At 40.7% G+C, this 22,698-nt stretch carries 24 protein-coding genes; 14 read left to right on the top strand and 10 right to left on the bottom strand.

Annotated elements, in window-relative coordinates; genetic code table 11:
• On the bottom strand, window positions 1-188 hold a 188-nt coding region (locus GO009_RS16700; RefSeq protein ID WP_163627861.1), incomplete at its 3' end, for a hypothetical protein.
• Between the two features lie 318 nt (window positions 189-506).
• Here GO009_RS16700 and GO009_RS16695 point away from each other — a divergent pair.
• The 4 genes from GO009_RS16695 (at window position 507) to GO009_RS16680 (ending at window position 4,137) form a co-directional block, all read left to right on the top strand.
• Window positions 507-1,820 (top strand): gluconate:H+ symporter, encoded by a 1,314-nt coding sequence (locus tag GO009_RS16695; protein ID WP_163627860.1) that lies wholly within the window; start codon window positions 507-509, stop codon window positions 1,818-1,820.
• 11 nt (window positions 1,821-1,831) lie between these two features.
• A complete protein-coding gene (locus GO009_RS16690) occupies window positions 1,832-2,299 on the top strand; it encodes a RidA family protein (RefSeq protein WP_163627859.1) in 468 nt (155 codons plus the stop codon).
• Between the two features lie 11 nt (window positions 2,300-2,310).
• On the top strand, window positions 2,311-3,381 hold the full coding sequence (locus GO009_RS16685; RefSeq protein WP_163627858.1) for a dipeptidase: 1,071 nt from the start codon (window positions 2,311-2,313) through the stop codon (window positions 3,379-3,381).
• Window positions 3,382-3,540: 159 nt separating this feature from the next.
• Complete coding sequence (locus GO009_RS16680) at window positions 3,541-4,137, top strand: TetR/AcrR family transcriptional regulator (RefSeq protein ID WP_163627857.1); 597 nt, start codon at window positions 3,541-3,543, stop codon at window positions 4,135-4,137.
• A 130-nt stretch (window positions 4,138-4,267) separates the two neighbouring features.
• On the opposite strand, the gene GO009_RS16675 is transcribed toward GO009_RS16680, so the two are convergent.
• The gene (locus GO009_RS16675) at window positions 4,268-5,707 is read right to left on the bottom strand and encodes a PorP/SprF family type IX secretion system membrane protein (RefSeq protein WP_163627856.1); all 1,440 of its coding nucleotides are present in this window, start codon (window positions 5,705-5,707) and stop codon (window positions 4,268-4,270) included.
• 71 nt (window positions 5,708-5,778) lie between these two features.
• On the opposite strand from GO009_RS16675, the gene GO009_RS16670 reads away from it, so the two are divergent.
• On the top strand, window positions 5,779-6,303 hold the full coding sequence (locus tag GO009_RS16670; protein WP_163627855.1) for a histidine phosphatase family protein: 525 nt from the start codon (window positions 5,779-5,781) through the stop codon (window positions 6,301-6,303).
• A gap of 2 nt (window positions 6,304-6,305) precedes the next feature.
• On the opposite strand, the gene GO009_RS16665 is transcribed toward GO009_RS16670, so the two are convergent.
• On the bottom strand, window positions 6,306-7,043 hold the full coding sequence (locus GO009_RS16665; RefSeq protein WP_163627854.1) for a DUF6503 family protein: 738 nt from the start codon (window positions 7,041-7,043) through the stop codon (window positions 6,306-6,308).
• Between the two features lie 80 nt (window positions 7,044-7,123).
• Here GO009_RS16665 and smpB point away from each other — a divergent pair, with 80 nt between their 5' ends.
• Window positions 7,124-7,585, top strand: a complete 462-nt coding sequence (gene smpB, locus GO009_RS16660; protein ID WP_163627853.1) for an SsrA-binding protein SmpB — start codon at window positions 7,124-7,126, stop codon at window positions 7,583-7,585.
• Here smpB and GO009_RS16655 read toward each other — a convergent pair.
• A complete protein-coding gene (locus tag GO009_RS16655) occupies window positions 7,582-8,223 on the bottom strand; it encodes a protein-L-isoaspartate(D-aspartate) O-methyltransferase (protein ID WP_163627852.1) in 642 nt (213 codons plus the stop codon). The genes smpB and GO009_RS16655 overlap by 4 nt on opposite strands.
• A gap of 115 nt (window positions 8,224-8,338) precedes the next feature.
• On the opposite strand from GO009_RS16655, the gene GO009_RS16650 reads away from it, so the two are divergent.
• The 8 genes from GO009_RS16650 to GO009_RS16615 are packed head-to-tail and all read left to right on the top strand — an operon-like array spanning window position 8,339 to window position 15,739.
• Window positions 8,339-9,304, top strand: a complete 966-nt coding sequence (locus GO009_RS16650; protein WP_163627851.1) for a Gfo/Idh/MocA family protein — start codon at window positions 8,339-8,341, stop codon at window positions 9,302-9,304.
• 53 nt (window positions 9,305-9,357) lie between these two features.
• Window positions 9,358-10,245: a 3-hydroxyacyl-CoA dehydrogenase family protein gene (locus GO009_RS16645; RefSeq protein ID WP_163627850.1), complete on the top strand. Its 888-nt coding sequence runs from the start codon at window positions 9,358-9,360 to the stop codon at window positions 10,243-10,245.
• A gap of 6 nt (window positions 10,246-10,251) precedes the next feature.
• Window positions 10,252-11,487 (top strand): DUF1015 domain-containing protein, encoded by a 1,236-nt coding sequence (locus tag GO009_RS16640; protein WP_163627849.1) that lies wholly within the window; start codon window positions 10,252-10,254, stop codon window positions 11,485-11,487.
• 6 nt (window positions 11,488-11,493) lie between these two features.
• Entirely contained in the window at window positions 11,494-12,153 is a 660-nt protein-coding gene (locus tag GO009_RS16635; RefSeq protein ID WP_163627848.1) for a YggS family pyridoxal phosphate-dependent enzyme, read from the top strand.
• A 13-nt stretch (window positions 12,154-12,166) separates the two neighbouring features.
• On the top strand, window positions 12,167-13,498 hold the full coding sequence (locus tag GO009_RS16630) for an exonuclease domain-containing protein (RefSeq protein ID WP_163627847.1): 1,332 nt from the start codon (window positions 12,167-12,169) through the stop codon (window positions 13,496-13,498).
• A 3-nt stretch (window positions 13,499-13,501) separates the two neighbouring features.
• Entirely contained in the window at window positions 13,502-14,335 is an 834-nt protein-coding gene (locus tag GO009_RS16625; protein WP_163627846.1) for an ion transporter, read from the top strand.
• Window positions 14,332-15,255 carry a tRNA (adenosine(37)-N6)-dimethylallyltransferase MiaA gene (miaA, locus tag GO009_RS16620; protein WP_163627845.1) on the top strand — a complete coding sequence of 308 codons (924 nt, stop codon included), beginning with the start codon at window positions 14,332-14,334 and terminating at the stop codon, window positions 15,253-15,255. The genes GO009_RS16625 and miaA overlap by 4 nt, the downstream gene beginning before the upstream one ends.
• Entirely contained in the window at window positions 15,248-15,739 is a 492-nt protein-coding gene (locus GO009_RS16615) for a gluconokinase (protein ID WP_163627844.1), read from the top strand. The genes miaA and GO009_RS16615 overlap by 8 nt, the downstream gene beginning before the upstream one ends.
• Window positions 15,740-16,717: 978 nt before the next feature.
• On the opposite strand, the gene GO009_RS16610 is transcribed toward GO009_RS16615, so the two are convergent.
• The 6 genes from GO009_RS16610 to GO009_RS16585 all read right to left on the bottom strand — a co-directional run bounded on the left by GO009_RS16610 (window position 16,718) and on the right by GO009_RS16585 (window position 22,646).
• The gene (locus tag GO009_RS16610) at window positions 16,718-17,179 is read right to left on the bottom strand and encodes a hypothetical protein (protein WP_163627843.1); all 462 of its coding nucleotides are present in this window, start codon (window positions 17,177-17,179) and stop codon (window positions 16,718-16,720) included.
• Between the two features lie 537 nt (window positions 17,180-17,716).
• Window positions 17,717-18,433, bottom strand: coding sequence for a response regulator transcription factor (locus GO009_RS16605; protein ID WP_163627842.1), 717 nt, complete (start codon window positions 18,431-18,433; stop codon window positions 17,717-17,719).
• A 9-nt stretch (window positions 18,434-18,442) separates the two neighbouring features.
• A complete protein-coding gene (locus tag GO009_RS16600) occupies window positions 18,443-20,026 on the bottom strand; it encodes a sensor histidine kinase KdpD (protein WP_163627841.1) in 1,584 nt (527 codons plus the stop codon).
• 64 nt (window positions 20,027-20,090) lie between these two features.
• A complete protein-coding gene (gene coaE, locus GO009_RS16595; RefSeq protein WP_163627840.1) occupies window positions 20,091-20,684 on the bottom strand; it encodes a dephospho-CoA kinase in 594 nt (197 codons plus the stop codon).
• Window positions 20,681-21,637: a CdaR family protein gene (locus GO009_RS16590; protein WP_163627839.1), complete on the bottom strand. Its 957-nt coding sequence runs from the start codon at window positions 21,635-21,637 to the stop codon at window positions 20,681-20,683. Before GO009_RS16590 ends, coaE begins: the two co-directional genes overlap by 4 nt.
• Before the next feature lies 1 nt (window position 21,638).
• Window positions 21,639-22,646 carry a glycosyltransferase family 2 protein gene (locus GO009_RS16585; RefSeq protein ID WP_163627838.1) on the bottom strand — a complete coding sequence of 336 codons (1,008 nt, stop codon included), beginning with the start codon at window positions 22,644-22,646 and terminating at the stop codon, window positions 21,639-21,641.
• Window positions 22,647-22,698: the final 52 nt, after the last annotated feature.

The raw sequence follows: 22,698 nt of genomic DNA, 5'->3' as shown, positions 1-22,698 counted from the left end.
CCAAGCTTTAAATGGCTCCAGTCCACACCAGGGTTCGCTTCTTCGATACGTGCCCTGAACGTATTATAACCCGCATTGGGATGGTGCTTCCTGTAATCGGACAGGTGCTCCGTGATCAAATTGTCAAGATATTGAACCTGTCCATGTTCATTTTTTTCAATAGTGTGTTTTATCGGGTCCTCGGCCATGGTTGTTTGCTTTTTAGGGTGATGGTGGTTCTGCTGTTGTTGGTTTTGTTGTGTATGTAATTATTTTTCTGCTCCCGGTTAAAAGAGCCGTTCAATTTTCTCGATACATGTGCCAAGGGACAAGTAAAACATTACCAAGGGAACAATCCACCCTAAATTGACGGATACTGTGTTTCAATTGACGAATTGCTGTTTTCCGTTTATAAACGGCGTATAAACTCTCAACTTATTTCCCACAAACCTGTGCGAAACAATTGGTGCATTCAATACCATATTACATTTAAATCCTTATTTTAGCTTCAAAACCAAACCCTAAATATGCCACTAATTATTGCCGTTCTAGGTATTTTTCTGCTCTTCTTACTCATCGCAAAATTTAAACTCAATGCATTTCTATCCTTCATTATCGTGTGCCTGTTCGTAGGTATTTTCCAAGGAATGGAATTGAGTAATTTAGTCCAATCCATACAACGAGGAATTGGCAATACATTAGGTTTTCTGGTCCTAATACTTGGTCTTGGCGCCATGCTGGGCAAATTGGTCGCCGATAGTGGAGCTGCGCAACAAATCACCACTCAATTGGTTGCCAAGTTTGGGGTAAAACACGTACAATGGGCTATGGTGGTCACAGGATTTATAGTAGGCATACCGATGTTCTATTCCGTAGGCTTCGTTATTTTAATTCCCTTGGTTTTTACCATAGCATTTTCCACGGGACTGCCCCTACTCTATGTGGGTTTGCCTATGCTCACCTCTTTATCAGTGACGCATGGATATCTTCCTCCCCATCCAGCTCCAACAGCTATAGCGGCCATGTTCAATGCAGATATAGGAAAAACACTGATGTATGGCCTTATTGTAGCCGTTCCCGCCATTATTGTTGCGGGGCCGTTGTTCGCTCGAACCCTGAAAAATATTGAAGCCAAGCCATTGAAGGAATTTTACAATGCCGAACCTATACCCGAGGAAGAACTGCCGTCGACAATAGTGAGTATTTTGACCGCCCTTTCCCCTATCATCTTTATTGGAGTGGGCATCGCGGCCGAACAATTTTTAGAGGATGGCGTACTCAGAAATATCCTAGCCTTTATTGGCAACCCAGTTATCGCTTTACTAATTTCTGTGCTCATCGCCATCTACTCGTTGGGATTGGCCAAAGGCAAGGAAATGAGCGACCTAATGAATTCGCTCTCTGCTTCGGTTTCCAGTATTACGATGATCCTATTGATCATTGCCGGCGCAGGTGCTTTAAAAGAAGTTTTGATAGATAGTCAAGTAAGCGATTATATCGCCGACAGTTTAAAGGGTTCCAGTATCTCACCTTTGGTGTTGGCCTGGCTCATCGCTACCGCCATCCGCGTTAGTGTGGGGTCGGCCACCGTGGCCGGGCTTACCGCTGCCGGTATTGTACTCCCACTCGCTTCAGGTACTGGAACAAGTCCAGAATTAATGGTTTTGGCCATCGGTTCGGGAAGTTTAATGCTTTCCCACGTCAACGATACAGGTTTCTGGATGTTCAAGGAATATTTCAACCTTTCGGTAAAGGAAACCCTTTCCACTTGGACCGTTATGGAGACCTTGGTAGGCGTCATGGGGCTCCTGGGCGTTTTGGCAATCAATAGTATAATCTAGCAATAAAATTTATGGAAAAATCACCATCTCAACGAATGGAGGAACTCAACCTTCAATTACCACCTGCGCCACCACCTGCTGGCGTCTATAGACCTGTTTTAGTTGTCGACAACTTCTTGTACGTATCGGGTCAAGGGCCTGTTAATTTGGATGGCTCGCTTATGACGGGGCGTGCTGGCGACGACCTCGATGAAGATCAGGCAAAACTAGCTGCCCGCCAGGTAGGATTGACCATGTTATCCACGATTACGACACATTTTGGGAGCCTGGACAAAATCAAAAGAATGGTGAAAGTTTTGGGAATGGTGAATTGCACCCCAGACTTTGGCAAACAACCTTATGTAATCAATGGTTTTAGTGAATTGATGGCGGATATTTTTGGAAAAGAGCATGGCATTGGTGCACGAAGTGCCGTTGGTATGATGCTTCCAGGAAATATTGCCGTTGAGATTGAAGCCATTTTTGAACTTCATAAATAACACCCCCTTTCATGTTTATATTCGATGCCCATCTCGACCTTGCCATGAACGCCCTCGAATGGAACAGGGACCTTAGACTTTCTGTTTCCGAGATAAGGGAACTCGAACAAGGCATGACCGACAAACCAGACCGTGGTAAGAACACCGTTTCTCTTCCTGCCATGCGAAAAGGCAATATTGGGTTGTGCATGGCCACTCAAATTGCGCGCTTCGTGGAAAAAGACAGTCCGCTCCCTGGTTGGCATTCCCAGCATCAAGCATGGGCACAAACGCAAGGGCAATTGGCTTGGTACAAAACTATGGAGGTGGCAGGTGAAATGGTTCAAATCAAGGATGTTGAAGGGCTGGAATCACACCTCAAACTTTGGAAGAGCAATGCTCCCAACAAACCGGTTGGATACATTCTAAGCTTGGAAGGCGCTGACTCCATTGTAGATCTGAGCTATTTGGAAAAATCCTACGAATCGGGGCTTAGGGCAATCGGTCCCGCTCACTATGGTCCTGGAATTTACGCCCATGGAACTGACTCCGTAGGCGGTATTGGGCAAAAGGGTCGTGAGTTGCTCAAAAAAGTGGATGAACTCAACCTAATTTTGGATGCCACCCACTTATGTGACAAAAGCTTTTGGGAGACCATGGACGTTTACAACGGTCCTGTTTGGGCCAGTCATAATAACTGCAGAAAATTGGTGGACCATAATCGGCAGTTTTCCGATGAGCAGATCAAAGAGCTCATTAGCAGAGGTGCTGTTATCGGCGTTGCGTTGGATGCTTGGATGATGATTCCCAATTGGGTTCGTGGTAAATCCACCCCAAAAGACATGAACGTCACCTTGGAAATTGCAATTGATAATATTGACCACATTTGTCAATTGGCCGGGAACACCGATCATGTTGGTATTGGAACCGACTTGGACGGTGCCTTCGGAAAAGAACAGACCCCATGGGACTTGGACACCATCGCTGATCTTCAAAAAATTCCAAGCATGTTGACCAAAAGAGGTTACACAAGCTCGGATATTGAAAAAATCATGAATCAAAACTTTATTGATTTCTTAAGAAGGGTTTGGTCCAAACACTGATCAAATTCCATTCTTTATCATTCCATCCAAAAACAAAACGAAGTATTGGAAAGGTATATTATCCCAAGAAACATGTTAAAATGCAGGGTTTTGACCGTTTAAATACCAAACAGTATTTGATTTTTTATATCTTAGATTCGACCAACAGTAACAAACAAAATGACCAAGAAGGCAGAACGTACCACCGCTTACATTATTGAGACCGTAGCGCCCATTTTCAATAAACACGGTTACGTAGGCACCAGTATGAGCGACCTTACCGAGGCTACAGGCCTCACCAAAGGTGCCATTTATGGAAATTTTGAAAACAAGGAAGCCTTGGCTCTTTCCGCCTTTGAACACAATCGGAATATGTTGTTGCAAGCTATTGATGATAAACTTAGCACAGGAACTGAAGCATTGGCCAGATTGTATTCCCTGTTGAATTTTTACAAACAGTATGACGTATTCACCCTTCCCATGGGCGGCTGTCCACTTTTGAACGTGGGCGTGGACGCTCAAGGGAACAACAAGCTTTTGGCCGCTGCTGTTAGGGAAACCATTAAGGACATTGAAGGCAAAATTGCGCTTATTTTGGAAAATGGGGCCAAACAGAACGAAATTAAACTTCCTGTCCCCCCGCTACAATTTGCAAAGCAATTGTTTACCATGATTCAAGGTGCTGTAGCCATGAGCACTATGACACAGGATAGAAAGTATCTGGTCAACACTATTACGTATTTGGAATATTTGGTTAAGCAAGAGCTCAAAAAGTAAGGTAAACTATCCCTCTTTTAAAATTTAAACCATTTGTCATTCCGACATCATGAAGCAACAAGGAGTCTCGCATTATTGAATTTGAGAAGAGATTTCTCACCAGGTTCGAAATAACATTATACCCTAAGAATCAATTACCTTTCACCCTAAATATCCAAGTTTTATCTGCGTACTTACCAAAAAACTTACTGTCTCTGGCTTTTCTTGCCTCATCCATGGTATTGTAGCGCTCCAAATACACATAATTGTATTTATTGACACTTCGGTAGAACGATTTGGGTTCCAGACCTTTTCCCCTGAGCGTTTTCATGAAGTTCTCAAAATACCGTTGGGTACCATATACGTTGGCAATTAGATAGAAACCAGGTTCCAGTCCTTCTTCATTTTCCACCTCCTCATAGCGCTCGTTCGGACGAACCTCCACCTTCTGTCGCTGTAATTGTTCTAAGCTGTCCTTTTTGCGTTGCAGCTCCATTTGCTCCCTTAAGCGTTGTACTTCCGCTAGAGAGTCTTTTTCGTGTTGCCGTTGCCTTCTGGCCTCGAGTTCGCGTCGCTCCTGCTCCAGTCGTTGTTGCTCTATTTCTTCCTCCAGCGGGGTTGGCTCTTCTTCCACGGTTTCTTCAGGTAAGGCTTCTCGCGGCTCTTCTGGCCGAACTTCCTTTGATTTTGTTTTTCCAAAGTTATAGGAAGCGACGATTTCAAAAGTGGCATCCTCTTCGCTCAGGGCATTGTCAGTAGCAAATTCCATCAATCCGCCCAAAGAAAAAGACTTTGCCAAGGTAATCCCCAGACCACCCGACGCGCCATAAAAACTATTGTAGCCCCCCTGTACCCAAAATTTAGAGGTGGAGAACAACCCATTCAACCCAAATTGGGTATCCCCGTTGGGTATGGATTTCACATAGACTACGGGGCGGACAAAACTGTCCCCCGAACCATCTAAAATCATTAAGGGGAAATCGTGGGACACGGTCCCTGTAACACTCTGAAAGCTATCCATGTTTTCGCTGCTGCCAGACACATTAAAGCCAACCGCATTTTCTAAGGCCAGTCCAACACTGAACCGGTTTACAACTAATCGTAATCCCGGTGAAAATTGAATCCTGAACGCTTCAAAATCTTCCAAAAAAATTGGATCTAACTCATCGCCTTGAAAAAACTGTTCATCCGCCACCGTTTGTTGAAAAGCAAAAATATTCAGTCCGGCCATAAATTGGATATCATCATCCAACTCAAAAGTCTGTGCAAAATTCAAATTACCGCCCGTGTACAAAAACACACCTGTATTGTGCTGCAAAAATCCGATGGAAGCACCGGACGTATTGTTGAACCGATGCGTGTAATTGGCAAAAACGGAAGTGGGGTCACCATCAATGGCCTGCCATTGCCAGCGTGCCCAAACCGAAAGGGAATTTGGGTTGTTCCAATCCAGAACATAGGTTGGATTGAATAAACTTGCGTTGAACTGTGTCAACGAATGTTGCCTAAAATCCGATGGCAAAATGGTTTCTTGCCCCCAACTTACGGTGCAAATTACTGTGGTAAACAAACAAACCAAAAACTTGGGCATACGAGAAAACGAAAATTAAACGTTACTTTTAAACTGATTAACTATAATACACGGGAACTTTGAATAGAATTATGCGAACCACCAAACCTCTAATTGCCCTTGCAATTATACTCGTTGGAAGTATTGGCTGCAAAAAAGATACGAAAATTGTAGAAGACCCTGTTATTTCCACTTTCTATTTTATTAGACATGCCGAAAAAGACAGGACCGACCCAGAAAACTTGGACCCAGAGCTAAACCAAAATGGACTGGACAGAGCCATTAGATGGGCAGAGGTATTCGACCCCATTCCATTGGACTTAGTATACTCAACAAATTATGAGCGTACCTCTATGACTGCAGCCCCTACATCGGTGAAAAAAGATATCGATATCAAATATTACGACCCCAATACATTCGATGCAGAAGAATTCAAATTGGTAAACGAAGGTAAAAATGTCTTGGTCGTTGGTCACAGTAACACCACGCCTATGCTCGTAAACAAAATATTAGGTATGGAAAAGTATGGTCAAATGGACGATTCGGACAATAGCAGTCTTTTTATTGTCAGAATTATTGACGGCGTAGCCACAGATATTCGTCTTAAAATGGATTAGAACTACTCTACCATAATATTTTTGAGTTCAATCTTGCTAAGGAGTTCCAATTCACCTTTGTCAAACAATTTACCTATCTCCAAGATGTCCGTACCATTATTTTTGGGCTTGTAATTCTCGTAATCCACAAAGCGGATACCATTTACATAGCGTTCGTTGTAAGCTTTTCTGAATCGTTGACCGCCCCCGTCCACATGAAAGTCATAAGCTAAATATTCAGGCTTAAAGGTTTTCAAATCAAACCAATACAGGTATGTGTCCTCAAAATCTTCTCCTCCGCCCTTTTGGTCAAAAGTCACTTTTACCTTGTAATATTCCTTATCTGCGATAGTTTCCTTGCCCAAAAGCTCCTTGTTTACCGCTCTATCGTTCAACCCATAAGGCAAGCGCACAAAATAATGTACCGAATTGATGGAGTTGGCATATTTCACGGCCATGGTATCGTGGACCATGACCAAGGAATCGTTCATATAACGTTCAAACTCTTCGCCACGTTTGATATCTGTAATGGTTATTGAATCCAATTCTGAGATTCTGGTAAAAACTCGCTGACCCTCAATATTTTCGGAAACATAGCTTTTATCCCTAAAATCAAAAGAAACTTTGTGATTGTTGAACAATTTTCCACCGCTATCGGCAATGGAATTGTCCACGATTTGCTGTGCAGTTAGTTCTTTCTTAGGTTCTTGCTTGCATGCGATGACAAAAACAAGCATCAGGGGAATTAAAATTCTTTTCATGAGTTGGTTTTGGTAGTTATTCGTAAAATCTAGTGTAACATTACAATTTTCTTGGCAAAGAGTTTATATTTTTGTCCACGATGCAAAAAAATATCAACATAAAAAACAGAAGAGCCCGATTCGATTACGAAATTTTGGACACCTATACCGCAGGCATTGTTCTGGGGGGTACCGAAATTAAATCACTTCGGTTGGGCAAGGCTTCCATTTCCCAGAGTTTTTGTGAGTTCAATGATAAAGGAGAACTATTTGTCGTGAACATGCAAATTGACGAGTACAGCCACGCAAGTCACTTTAACCATGCCCCCAAGGCAGTTCGTAAGTTGTTACTCAACAAAAGGGAATTGAAAAAACTTCAAAAAGAGGTTGCCACAACGGGACTTACCATTGTTCCTCTTAAAGTTTTTATCAATGATAGAGGCCTCGCCAAAATGAATATCGGTCTGGCCAAGGGTAAAAAACTGTACGACAAACGGGAAACCATTAAAAGTCGGGACAGCAAACGGAACTTGGACCGAATCAAAAAAAATTTCAACAACTAGTTTTTATCCTCCAACAAAGGCACAAAACGAAACGAACCGAATTCTTTCTTTTCAAATTCCTTTTCGGACTTTCGCACAAACAAGGTCATGATTTGTTCATCTGTCCCTACTGGAATTACCAACCTGCCCCCTACTTTTAGTTGGGATAAAAGAGCCCGTGGCACTTCGGGTGCGCCCGCAGTCACGATAATGCCATCAAAAGGGGCCTCTTCGGGCAAGCCTTTGTAACCATCACCAAAAATCATTTTTTTGGGACGATAATGCATTTTATTGAAGAACAATCGAGTGGTCTTGAACAGTTCCAACTGGCGTTCTATAGTGTAAACCTTCGCCTTTAAATGCATTAAAACGGCAGTTTGATAGCCACTGCCCGTCCCGATCTCCAAAATCTTTGCGTTCGGCTTCACCTCCAATAATTCTGTTTGAAAAGCAACGGTATAAGGCTGGGAAATGGTCTGGTCAGCCCCAATGGGAAATGCTTTATCCTGATACGCATGGTCCTCAAAACTACTATCCAAAAACAAGTGTCTCGGTATCGTTTTTATGGCATCAAGTACTTTATTGTCCTTAACTCCCTTGGCAGCAACAATCTCCGCTAAGTTCTTGCGCATTCCCCTATGTTTGAGCGTATCCTTCATGGTCTGTGGTCTGGTGGCACGAATTTAAAAAGTTCCCTAAAAATATCCCCTTAGTTCCATTCAAAAATTTATGGAAACTGGCTTCATATCCGTATTTTTGACGAAAACAGGTAATATGCTAAAAGTTGGTGTCCTCGGAGCAGGACATTTGGGAAAAATACATCTTAGGCTCTTAAACCAGTCCGATGAATATGAACTTGTCGGGTTTTATGATCCGGACGAGATCAATGCCAAAAAAGTAGCCGCAGAATTCGGTTATACCCATTACGATAACATCAATAATTTGATGGATGCTGTGGACGTTGTCGATATTGTAACACCTACATTGTCCCATTTTGATTGCGCCAAAAAGGCCATCGAAAAAGGGAGACATATCTTTATAGAGAAGCCCATAACAAATACACTTGAAGAAGCGGAAGAATTATTGGAGCTTTCCAAAAAGCATAATGTAAAAGGTCAAGTTGGGCATGTGGAACGCTTTAATCCTGCCTTTTTGGCGGTGAAAGGCAAAATTGAGAACCCCATGTTCATAGAAACGCATCGGTTGGCGGAATTCAACCCGCGCGGAACCGATGTTCCTGTGGTGTTGGATTTGATGATACACGACATCGATGCCATTTTGAGCGTAGTTCCGTCCGAAGTGGAAAAAATTAACGCAAGTGGGGTCTCCGTTATCAGTCAATCACCGGATATCGCCAATGCGCGTATACAGTTTAAAAACGGCTGTGTGGCCAACCTTACCTCTAGCCGAATCTCTTTGAAAAACATGCGGAAGTCACGTTTCTTTCAGCGCGACGCCTATATTTCAGTAGACTTCCTGGAGAAGAAAGTGGAAGTGGTAAAAATGAAGGACGCTCCGGAAAACCCTGGGGATTTTGATATGATCCTTCAAAATGCGGAAGGCGAGAAAAAGCAGATCTATTTTGAAAACCCTGAAATAGACGTAAACAACGCCATTTTGGATGAGCTGGAAACCTTTGCAGATGCCATCAACAACGATACTACCCCAATCGTAAGTTTGGAACAAGGCACCAACGCCCTACGCGTGGCCCTTCAGATAATAGAATCTTTTGATCAATAATCGTTGTCATTCTCTAATTTTTTCGAACTGACAACAGTTTTAAATACTATACTATGGAACAAATAGCTGTAATCGGTGCTGGAACCATGGGTAACGGAATTGCCCATGTTTTTGCCCAAAACGGATATAAAGTCAACCTGGTGGATATTTCTCAGGCCTCTTTGGACAAAGGAATGGCGAACATTACCAAGAATTTAGACCGAATGATTTCCAAAAAAGTCATTGATGAGGCCAAAAAAGAAGCTACTCTTTCCAATATTACCACTTATACCAACCTTAAAGAAGGCGTGTCCAATACAGATTTAGTGGTTGAAGCTGCCACGGAGAACTTGGATATTAAACTCCAAATTTTCAAGGATTTGGACAAAGTCTGCAAAGCAGACACCATTTTGGCCACCAATACATCCTCTATTTCCATTACGCAAATTGGTGCCGTCACCAATCGTTCCGAAAAAGTGATCGGAATGCACTTTATGAATCCAGTTCCAATCATGAAGTTGGTAGAAATTATTCGTGGTTATAGTACCTCTGATGAAGTCACGGAAACCATCATGGAGCTTTCCAAGAAATTGGGCAAAACCCCGACGGAGGTAAATGATTACCCGGGGTTTGTAGCCAATCGGATTTTGATGCCGATGATCAATGAATCCATAGAAACTTTGTACAATGGCGTGGCTGGTGTAGGAGAAATCGACACCGTAATGAAATTGGGCATGGCGCATCCCATGGGTCCGCTCCAATTGGCCGATTTTATCGGGTTGGATGTCTGCCTTTCCATTTTGAACGTGATGTACGACGGATTCAAAAACCCGAAATATGCTCCCTGCCCCCTACTTGTTAATATGGTTATGGCAGGTAAATTGGGCGTGAAATCGGGCGAAGGCTTTTACGATTATTCCGAATCCAGAAAAGCGGAAAACGTTTCCACACAATTCAAATAATATTTCATGGCCATTGTAAAACCTTTTAAGGCCATTCGCCCCACAAAGGATAAAGCTTTTTTTGTGGCTTCAAGATCCTACGAAGAATATTCCAAAGAGGAATTGAAAGCGGTATTGCGATATAATCCGTTTTCTTTTTTGCATATTATCAACCCTGGGTTCAAGTTTGAAAAAAACATCAAAGGGAAAGAACGGTTTGGATTGGTCCACAATCGGTACTTGGAATTTTTGGAGGAAAACATCTTTCAAAAAGACGAAGAGCCCAGCTTCTATTTGTATCAAATTGAAAATGGCAATTTTAAAAGCTTAGGGTTCTTTTGTGCTTGCAGCGTGGATGATTACAGGGGCAATATCATAAAAAAACACGAGGACACCATTGAGGATCGCGAAGAGCTGTTCGCCGATTACCTTCATACGGTAGGTTTTAATGCGGAACCTGTTTTAATGACCTATGAGGACAATGAAACCGTGGATGAAATCTTTCAACGCAAAATTGAACGGAAACCCGAATACGACTTCACTACCACGGATAGGGTAAATCACAAGCTTTGGAAAATCTCCTATCCCGAAGGAATTGAAAAACTGGAAAAGGCCTTTGGCGACCTTAACGCACTCTACATTGCCGATGGACATCACCGTAGTGCATCATCCAGCTTACTGGCTGATTTAAAAAAGTCCGAAAACGAAAATCATACTGGAGACGAGCCCTACAATTATTTTATGGCCTACTTGATTCCTGAATCCCAAATGAAAATCTCTGAGTTCAATCGTATGGTCAAAGATTTGAACGGATTTTCGAAAAAGGAGTTTCTGATTCAGTTGGACGAGCATTTTAGAATAGAAAAAAGAGAGGACGGACTGTGCAAACCATCCAAAAAACATGAATTCAGTATGTATTTGGAAGGAGAGTTCTATACATTGCATTTCAGGAAGACCAATCATGAGTTTACCGACGCGTTGAGCAAATTGGACACCCAAATCCTGTACAAAACCATTTTAGAGCCTATTTTGGGCATCACAGACCTCAGGAATGATAAGCGAATTTGCTACGGCTATGGCAAAAATAACCTTATCCAAATGAAGGATTTGGTGGATTCGGGTAGCTACGCGGTAGGTTTTAGCTTGGTTCCCACGACAGTTGAAGAAATCAAGGCAATTGCAGATGCAGGTTTGGTAATGCCCCCAAAAAGCACGTATATTGAGCCTAAGCTCCGTAGCGGGCTGGCTATTTATGAATTATAGAGAACTATGTCCATAAAAGATAATCTAAATACAATAAAATTCGAACTACCCGAGGGAGTTACCTTGGTCGCAGTTTCCAAAACCAAGCCCAACGAGGATATTTTAGAGGCTTACGAGGCGGGGCAACGCGTGTTTGGAGAGAACAAAGTGCAGGAGATGGTCCAGAAATGGGAAGATTTGCCCAAGGACATCGAATGGCATATGATCGGCCACGTACAACGGAACAAGGTCAAGTATATGGCAGAGTTTGTTTCCCTGATTCATGGTGTCGACAGTCCTCGATTGTTAAAGGAAATCAACAAACAGGCGAAAAAGCACGAGCGCGTAATTCCTTGTCTGCTTCAAATCCACATTGCCGAAGAGGATACCAAATTTGGTCTGGACAAAACTGAACTGGACGAACTTTTGGAGTCTGATGCATTTAAGGCGATGGAAAACATCAAAATTGTTGGTTTAATGGGCATGGCGACTTTTACAGATGACAAAAACCAAGTGCGCAAGGAGTTTGCCCAACTTAAATCCATGTTCGATGACCTCAAATCAAAATTGGACGATATTACAATACTTTCCATGGGCATGAGCGGCGATTACAAAATTGCCATTGAGGAAGGCAGCAACATGGTACGAATTGGAAGCAGTATATTTGGGGCTAGAAACTATTCATAACCAGTAATTTTCCATGTACGCGATACTTGACATTGAAAGCACGGGAGGAAAATATAATGAGGAAGGCATTACCGAAATCGCCATCCACAGGTTTGATGGGCATCAGGTGGTAGACAAATTTATCTGCTTAATCAATCCAGAACGAGAAATACAGCCCTTTGTGGCCAAGCTCACGGGCATCAACAATAAAATGTTGCGCTCAGCACCCAAATTCCACGAAGTAGCCAAACGTATTGTGGAAATTACGGAAGGTACTGTTTTGGTGGCACACAACGCTCAATTTGATTATCGTATTCTTCGCACGGAATTTAGAAGATTGGGTTATGATTTTCAACGCAAGACACTTTGTACGGTAGACCTTTCCAAACAACTTATTCCAGAGGCCGAATCGCATAGTTTAGGAAAATTAGCACGTTCATTGGGTATTCCCATGAGCGATAGGCACCGTGCCAACGGTGATGCTCTCGCCACATTAAAACTCTTTAAATTATTACTGGACAAGGACTCGGAAAAGAAAATCATTACCGAAGTCATCCGTGAAGAAACCCATGGAGAACTTTCGCCGAACCAGTTAGACATGGTTTTTGACCTACCTTCGGAAACAGGTGTTTACTACATGCACGACAAGGATGGTGACATTATTTTCATTGGAAAGACCAAGAATATCAAAAAGAGGGTGAACCAACATTTTACCAACGTGGGTAAGATTGCACGAAAACTTCAAAAAGAAACCAAGAAAGTAACATACGAAACCACTGGAAGCGAGCTTATTGCTATTTTAAAGGCCTATGTGGAGCAAAAAAAGAAGAAACCCCGCTATAATCATGTCTCTAAAAAGAAGCTCTTTTCACACACCATTGATTTTAATCAAAATGGTACCGAGCATATTATTTTGGAGGTGGAGAAGAATCGAACGTTGGAGCACAAAAAAATGGCCTTTAACGGAACGCAATCCGCAAGAAGTTTTTTAAATAAGGTTGCTCAAGAGTTTCAACTTTGCCCCTCTTCCCTTGGAACCGATAATGAATGTCTGCACCAAGAAACCGAACTGAATGCATCCAACTGTAACGAAAAAGTAATTTCTGCTTTTGAAAAATACAGTATCCAGGACAAGAATATTGCACTGACCGACCAAGGAAGGGAAACTGGAGAAAGGAGTTTTATTTTGATTAAAAATGGTAGACTTCAAGGGTTTGGCTTTGTAGAACTCAACCATCAAATTAATAATATTCATATCTTGGAATCCATAATGACTCCCATAAGGAGTGATGAAAACACAACATTTATTGTTGAAACCTATCTAAGAAAAAACAATCGGCTTAAAACTGTACAATTAACCTCTTGATCATTGAAAGCATACAAGCCACAATCTAAATGGAAAAACAAACTTCATGAAGTTATTTATGAAGCGGACACTCCATCGGGCAAGTTGTTTGACATTGTACTATTTATCCTGATCATCATCAGCGTTATTTTGGTGATGTTGGAAAGCATAGATGATTTTGATGCCAAGTACCACCGTACCCTTTTGATATTGGAATGGGTGGTGACCATTTTTTTCACCATAGAGTACATTGCGCGACTGATCAGTATTAAAAAACCTTTAAAATACGTCTTTAGTTTTTACGGAATCATAGATTTCCTGTCCACCATACCACTATACCTCTCCTATCTTTTGGCTGGTTCCCAAGTTTTACTTGCCGTTCGGGCCTTCCGTTTGCTACGGATTTTCAGGATTTTGAAACTGGTAAAGTTTATAGGCGAAGCTTCCCAACTGCAGTCAGCCTTAAAAGCAAGTCGTGCCAAAATTGCCGTATTCATCTATGTAGTTTTGATCTTATCCGTAATCTTGGGAACCATTATGTATATTGTGGAAGGTGATGAATCTGGCTTCACCAGCATTCCCAAAAGCATTTATTGGACCATTGTAACGCTCACCACGGTAGGGTACGGAGACATTGCACCCCAAACAAATCTAGGCCAGTTTTTGGCAACGGTGATTATGATACTCGGTTATGGTATCATTGCAGTACCTACCGGAATCGTTACTGCGGAATTTGCCCAAAGCAAGAAAAACAACAGGTCGGCAGTACATTTAAATACACAAGCTTGTCCCAGCTGTGGTGCAGAAGGACATCGGGATGATGCCTCCCATTGCTATAATTGTGGACATCTATTATGAGCGCAAAAGTTTTATTAGCTGTGGTAGGGCCTACCGCTATTGGGAAAACCTCACTTGGAATCCAATTGGCAAAGCACTTTGGTGCTGAAATAATCTCCGCCGACTCCAGACAGTTTTTTAAGGAAATGGAAATAGGGACGGCTGTTCCGTCCAAAGAGGAATTGAACGAGGCACCCCATCATTTTATACAGCACAAAAGTATTTTTGAACCCTATTCCGTTGGTGATTTTGAGAAGGAAGCCATTAAGCTATTGGATGGTTTATTTCAAAAAAAAGATATTGCCGTAATGGTTGGCGGTAGTGGGCTTTATGTTGATGCGGTTGTATCCGGATTGGACAAATTCCCGGAGGTTGACCCGAAAATAAGGGAATTGTTGAATCAAAAACTACAGGAGGAAGGATTGGAAAGTCTTCAAAAAGAATTGAAGCAAAGAGATCCCGACTATTACAAAATTGTTGATCGGGACAACCCACATAGGCTGATTAGAGCTTTGGAGGTGTGCGTAGCCGCCAACAAACCTTACTCTTTTTTCTTGGGCCAACCCAAAGCCAAAAGGGGGTTCAAAACGCTTTATATTGGCATTGAAGCACCAAGGGAAATTATTTATGAACGGATAAATGCCAGAGTAGATCTTATGATGAAGACAGGATTGCTGGAGGAAGCAAAAAAACTATATCCGTACAGAAAACTGAATGCCTTGCAAACAGTTGGTTACAAAGAACTTTTTGAATATATTGGTGGGCATTGCAGTTTAGACTTTGCTGTTTCAGAAATTAAAAAAAACACAAGACGATTTGCAAAGCGGCAGCTTACATGGTTGCGCAAAAATGAAGCTATTTTTTGGGTGCCTTATGATGGTGAGCCAAACCAGGTACTACAAATGGTTACAGACCAACTAAAAACCAACCTTTATGCCTAACGGTAAAACAGTGATAGTAGTTATGGGAGTGAGTGGCTCCGGAAAAACAGAAATCGGAAAACTACTTTCACAAAAACTGTCCCGACCATTTTACGATGGTGATAACTTTCATCCCGAAGCGAACATAAAAAAAATGAGCTCTGGGAACCCTCTAAATGACGATGATCGTAAGGAATGGTTGATACAGCTCAATAAATTGGCCGTAAAACATCGGGACAAGGGTGCCATAATTGCTTGTTCCGCACTAAAAAAGAACTACAGGAGCATTTTACGTGCAGGTATGGGGGATAATATGGCCTTTGTTTATTTGAACGGGTCTTTTAAATTAATACAATCTAGATTGAACAAAAGAAAAGGGCATTTTATGAGTGCTCAACTTTTGCAATCACAATTTGATACACTGGAACCCCCATCCAAAGCAATTACCGTTTCCATAGAGCACCCACCAAAAAAGATTGTTGAGGAGATCATGAAAAAGCTTTAAATTCTGATTTGGTTAGTACGATTACAGCCGATAATCTTAAACATATTGATAATCAATGGGTTTTTACTTTAGTTTATCCTAGCGTAGCCGAAGGGCTCAAGGTGATAGATCAAAACGACATTTAACAAGAGATTCGAGCAATTGGTGTAATTCGTGTCAAAAGAGAGAAGAGAAACAAGAGCAAAGACTCAAGTTAGTTCAGAGTTAGGAGTTACTATGTGCGTTATTCAGTTATTGAGTTATTGCAAACTGACTTCCGACGTTTCGACTTTAGTTTATCCTGAGTCTAGCCGAAGGGAATTTGGAAAATCTCGTCACCCTGAACGAACTGGCTTCAGGGTCTCACTCGTATGGGATTCCGAATCAAAGTTCGGTCTTTTGCCCTATAAAACTCCAAAGCTCATCAACTTCGTAAATGCAACCGTGCTTTGCTATGCATGGCGACTTTATACACTTACTTATTTTTATTGTTCTGGTGAGTACTGTTTTGGGAGAAATCCCCAAGATTCTTGAAATGCCCCGCACCCCACAACCTTCTTTTAACAACGTTTTAATAAGTGGATCCACTTGGGGCTCATAGGCTTTAAAATGGTATTGTAGTTGAAACGATTTTTGGCATAGTTTGCACTTGTAGCGCTGATTGCCTTTTTGTTTTCCATTCTTTATGGCATATCCATTACAGTTGGGGCAGCGTTTTTTTCCATCCACTAATCCACTACACGATGGTAAGAAGAAACCTTATATCATAAGGTTTAATGAATGTTCTTGTTACAAAGAACCCCATACAACGACAAAAACCAGTATCCGAAAAGCATCCAAAATACTTGTTTTTAATTATTTAAATTCAAAAATTGGTAAAACAACTATTTTACTACATTACCAAAATGAGTTGCTGTTGATTATTGGATATTGTGTTAAAATTAATGTTTTACTAAATGATCGAATTTTACTTGAAAACTTACTTCTTAAAACTACTAGCTAGTTATTACCATGATTTCCATTTCTTCTTTCTATAAATGAGGATTCAAATTTCTCTCTAGATATTCCATTTGAAAATAATTTTGACAGGGTGTTTTCCCCAAAAATCTTGGAATATTCTATTTCGCCTTCTTCAGTAATTAACCTAAAACTATCATTATAAAAATGTACCTCAAATGAATTAACCGTATCCATCCTTTGATTTTTCAAAAAATGTAGTTTTCCTCCAGAAAAAGAATAGTCGATTGGTATCCTAAAATCTAATACTTCAGAGACAAAGAAATGTACTTCTTTTCCATCAAAGAATACTTCTTGATATGAAAATTGATGGTCAATCGTATTTTTAGAAATATACCAATCACCTCTCAGTGAACCACCTTCTTGAAATTTATCAGTAGCTACACAATTGCTCATAATCCCAACTACAATTACGTATTTTAAAAGGTTGTTGCTTAAATGCATTGTCATTTGTTTATAATATATCTTCCATTTCGAAACATAATTCTGTTTTGTTTTTGACTAACTAGCTCTACAAATTAACGAAAAAAAGAAAGGTGTTGTAGGTTTCCTAAATCTAAGCTGTTAAAATTACTTGGATTAAGTTTGGACGCAAAATAGGCATCCAAATAACCAGCCTTTTTTTTGTTTAGCGGCTCAGGTCTTGTAAACCTCAGAATGATCGCATTTAATCTATTTTGATCACTATGAGTAAAAAGTTATTAGTAGACTGAATAGGCTTTGTCTTGAACATTAATGATGATAATTTATCAGTAGCAAGTACTTTACCCCACACAACATCATCAATTTCTGGAGAATCAGCAAAGCTATTTCCAAATACCAATGAATTCAAATAAGTTAACTTTGCTGTGCCCCCATATGGAGCGACTGTAATTAGACTACTCCCCTCGCTGGTGCAAGCATCATGCTTGTGCCTACGCTGTCTTTTTCACTTAATTATGGCACGAGCCATGAGGCTCGCGCCAACAAGAGAAATTTGTTCTACTGCTCGTTTTCAGCTTTTACCACAAGCCTAAATCCTTCACCATGAATGTTCAGGATTTCCACCAAATCGTCTTTTTTGAGGTATTTTCTCAACTTGGCGATATAAACATCCATACTTCTGGAAGTAAAGTAGTTGTCGTCCCTCCAGATTTTGGTCAACGCCAGTTCCCTTGGCATCAAATCGTTTTCGTGAAGTGCCAACAAACGTAACAGCTCGTTCTCTTTTGGAGATAGTTTGATGGGCTCTTCTTCCTTATATTTTAAAAAACGAAGTTTGGAGTTTAAATGGAAATTTCCGATTTCGAATTCAAATTGTTTGCTATCGGCCAAAGAACTTGAAGCTTTTCTTTGAAGGATAGCCTTCAACTTCATTAGTAAGACCTCAGAATCGAAAGGTTTGTTCAGGTAATCGTCAGCTCCAGCTTTGTAACCTTTTAGAACATCCTCTTTCATGGTCTTGGCAGTAAGAAAGATAATCGGAACGTTTTCGTTCTTTTCACGGATTTCCTTTGCCAAGGTAAATCCATCCTTATAAGGCATCATTACGTCCAAAATACAGACATCGTAGTTGTCTTTTTTGAACTTCTCAAAACCTTCCATTCCGTTTTTGGCCAGAACAACATCAAAGTCGTTCATATTCAAATAATCTTTCAGGACAATTCCAAAATTTGGGTCATCCTCTACCAATAGTATCTTCTTTTTCTCTGTTTCCATAGTTTGCTTTTAAATTAAAGGTAGTTTAATAAAGAAGGTGCTTCCTTTTCCTTTTTCACTTTCTGCATAAACTTCACCTTGATGATCATCTATAATTCGTTTTACGTAGGCCAATCCTAATCCGTGGCCTTTAACGTTATGTATGTCGCCGGTATGTTCCCGGTAAAATTTTTCAAATACTTTTTTGAGCACTGCCTTGCTCATTCCTGCTCCTTGATCCTGCACTTTTATAATGATGCTATTTTTCACCACTTCGGTGTATACATCAATTTTAGGTGTTTCTGGTGAATACTTTACCGCATTGTCCAGAATGTTCACCATTACATTGGTCATGTGCATATCGTTCGCCAATACTTCCGACCGTTCTGCATCAAGGTGGGCGTTTGCATATCCTCCCCTATCCTGTACAATCAGTTCAATATGGGCGATGGCGTCAGTAATGATATCGTGCATATTGACCCTGTCCTTACTAATGTCCAACTGGTTTTTTTCCAATTTGGATATTCTCAGAACATTTTCCACCTGTGCATGCATACGTTTGTTCTCATCTCGAATCATGCCCAAATAACGCAACACTTTTTCCTTGTCCTCAATGGATTTTGGATTTCGAATTGCCTCTACCGCCAAATTTATGGTCGCAATGGGCGTTTTGAACTCATGCGTCATATTATTGATGAAATCGGACTTGATTTCAGAGATGCGCTTTTGTTTGATCAATTGGTAAATGGCGCTAGAGTATGCTAGCATAATCACCAATGTAAAAACCAGTGATAGTAATGCCATTCCCATTACCGAACCAAATATGTAGCGCTCCATACTAGGGAATGTTAGCAATAGCGAAAAGTTGGACATGCCTTCACTATCCTTAAAAATGGGTGCCTTGTACATTTTGGAACTGGAAAATTTAAATTTCCTAGACCGTACCTTGGTAGGGTAACCTTGGCTGTATACCCCATATTCATAGTCTATATCTATGTTCCTGTTTTTTAGTTCTTGGCTAAGGAGCAGTTCCAGTTCTTGCTTGGAAACCCGTTTGTGAATGGGTTGAATTTTGGCGTACTCCATAAAAACATCCTCCCATTGGGCCTTTTCAATGCTACTTAGCTTGCCAATATTGGTTACTTTTTCTATAGGAGTTAGGTTATAACTTTTTCCATCAAGACCAAACTCTTCTTTAAAAACACTTTTGGTTCTTCGGCTTGTAATGTTTTTAAGTGTAGTGGTATCCTTGCCACCTAATGTATTATCAAAGAACGCTGAGGTTATATTGTAATCTTCTTCAAGAATTCCATGGGAGTAAAAAAGAATTTCATCAGAATTGAGATCCCGTTCTACAAACATGAAATTTTTGTATTGTGCGCTTTTAGGTTCACCAACGCTATCCGCCAGAGAAGCCAAACGGTCCGAGTATTCCTTCATCTCCCGCTTCTCCACCCTACTCGCTACTTTGTCCAATATATCTGTGACTGTTCTTGAGAATTGTTCCTCTTTATCGTTTATAGATGTGCGTATCCAATAAACTTGCACGAAAATTATCCCTAAAAGGGATAAGCTCATAAGAACAACCAGAAGAACGAATAGCTTCTTGTTCATTGGTGTAAAATTAAAAATTTAACATTTAGTAATTTTAGCGTTTAACCAAAACTTAACATAAATGTTAAAATTTAGATGCTAAAGCTAAAAGTTTGAGGTGTAGTTCTTTAACCTTTCTTTTGGTTTTGGCCAATTCAAGGTTTTCGATTGAAAAATTGGTTAAATCGAGCTTTTGTTCATCTTTCAATTGATTGTTTATCCGATCAACAACAGCTTGCTTTTCAACTTTATCCCTGTCCATTACTCTTTTAATCCGAGTCTCTACAGGTGCTGTCACTAAGATAGTACAATCATATTTGTCCTGGGCATTATTTTCAAAAATCAATGCAGTTTCCTGTATTACATAGGGCGATTTTTGACGGTTGGCCCACTCCAAAAAATGCTTTCGAACCACCGGATGTACAATATTGTTGAGTTTTTGGAGCAACTCAGGGTCCTTAAACACTTTATCCGCTATGTGCGACCTGTTCAAACCATCTTTGCCATAAGCCTTTTTACCCAACAAATCCATAATAGCTGCTTTAACTTCTGTTGATGTCTCCATCAATTTTTTGGCCTCCATATCAGAATCATACACAGGAATACCAAGTTCCTTGAACATTTTGGCCACGGTACTTTTTCCACTTCCTATCCCTCCGGTGAGTCCAACTATCATCATTGCTGTTCCAAAACAAAATTTACAGTGTTTTCTTCAAGCCTTATATCGTATACTTTTTGTGGGCTTTGTGTAATCTCCAAGAACAAAGTACTGCTTTCAGCCCCATTTAATTGTCCATAATCTGCAACAATTTCAAAGTCGGAGGCCGAAATTTCCTTCAAACGCTCAATAGTCGCCTTGCACAACACGGTTACTGAATTGGGAAAGGTCCTTACTTGATACCCTTCTGGAATATTCAGCACTTGCACAGGCACCTCAAAAATCTTTTCTGAAAACTTTGAGACCTTACCAAAAACCTTTGCCCTACCTACCGAAAAAATACTGTTGTCCAATCCTTTTGGGAAGATCAGGGTAACTTCGTTGGAAAAATCGGTATTGACGTTGGTTAGTTGTATGGATGATGTTTTTATTGATTTAATGGTATCAATTTCATTTTTTGGTCCTTTCACCTCAACCGAATCCGGTGAAACCTTAATTTTCCCATCCAGAATATAGTTTTGCTGAAGCTGTAAATCCACTCTCGCCTGTATGGGTATCTTCTTGGAATCCACTTGGTACAAGTCTATTTCCAGTTGGTTCCTGTCCAAGTCCAAAAGCGATATGTTCTGTGATAATTGCTGATCCATTTGTCTCCTCAACACCTCCTTGCTCAACACATAATCCCCATTTTGGAATTCTACTTCAGAGACATCAACATCAATACGGCGCTTAAAAATTTTATAGTATAAAAATTGAAAACCGCTGGTTCTGAGTTTGACTTCAATTTCATCATTTGAATTCTTCCCCAACAACAACGAATCCGGAAGATTACGATAGTTTAGCGTAAAGTAGGTACGAGACTCATACGTTTCGGACAGGTTGCTAATAAACCACGCCAAAAAAGAGCATAACAGAAACAGCGAAAACACTTTCGCTTTCTTTTGATTGAGGCCGTTCAATACCTTTTTAAACACTTTAATTTTTCTTGAAAAATAGTTTGGGAAACAATTCCTCTGGATTCTTATTACTAAAGTTAAGCAACATTGTGGACTTGAAAAAACCAATTCCATATCCCGTAAATTGGGTCAAAGCCGCATAAATGGCTAAAATGGCCACCTTTATGTCTTTGTTCCGTATTAAAGCATCCAAAAACAATATTGAAAAATAAAACACATACAGCATTAAAGGCAACCAAAGCCTTGCAATAGCCAAGATTATGGCAACGCACAATCCCAACATAAACAAAGTTGGAAACCAGTAAGTCGGTTTTGCCGTTCCGGGATGCCACTTGTTGAGTATGGGGCGAACCATCCCAAATTTATTCACCTGAATATAGAATTTATTCCAGTTTATACGCCTTTTATGGTACACAAAAGCTTTTGGGAACAATCGGGTTTCAAACCCTGCTTTCCAAACCCGGAAAGTAAGGTCCGGGTCTTCGCCCGGATGAATTCTGCCAAAACCTCCCGTTTTTTCAAAAGCATTTTTGGAAATGCCCATGTTAAAGCTACGGGGTTGAAACTTTCCTACAGCCTTTTCCCCTCCCCTTATGCCTCCAGTGGTAAAAAAAGAGGTCATTACATAATTGATGGCTTTCTGAATGGTGGTAAAGGATTCATCTGCGGCATCGGGGCCACCAAAACAGTGTACAAACTCCCTTGTTAGTTCCTTGTCCACTTCGGACAAATATTGCTTTGGCAGGATACAGTCCGAATCCAGAATGATGAAATAATTTCCTTTGGCATGTTGCATTCCAAAATTTCTGGAATCCCCGGGTCCCGAATTTTTCTTGAAGTAGTAGGAAATATTCAACTTACCCTGAAACCTATCCACTACTTCCTCCGAACTTTGTGAAGACCCGTCCTCAACAATAACCACCTCAAAATCTTTCTGGAAGTCTTGTTTTTGAAGGCTTTCCAAGAGTTCCCGAACTTCTTCGGGTCTATTGTAAACCGGGACCACTATGGAAAAAAAAGTGTTCATCTCAAACAGAAAAGCCACCCTAAAAAGAGTGGCTTCCCATATATTTTTTAAA

Source organism: Allomuricauda sp. TY007 (assembly GCF_010468565.1).
GTDB lineage: Bacteria > Bacteroidota > Bacteroidia > Flavobacteriales > Flavobacteriaceae > Flagellimonas.
This window is presented reverse-complemented; position numbering and strand designations above follow the sequence as displayed.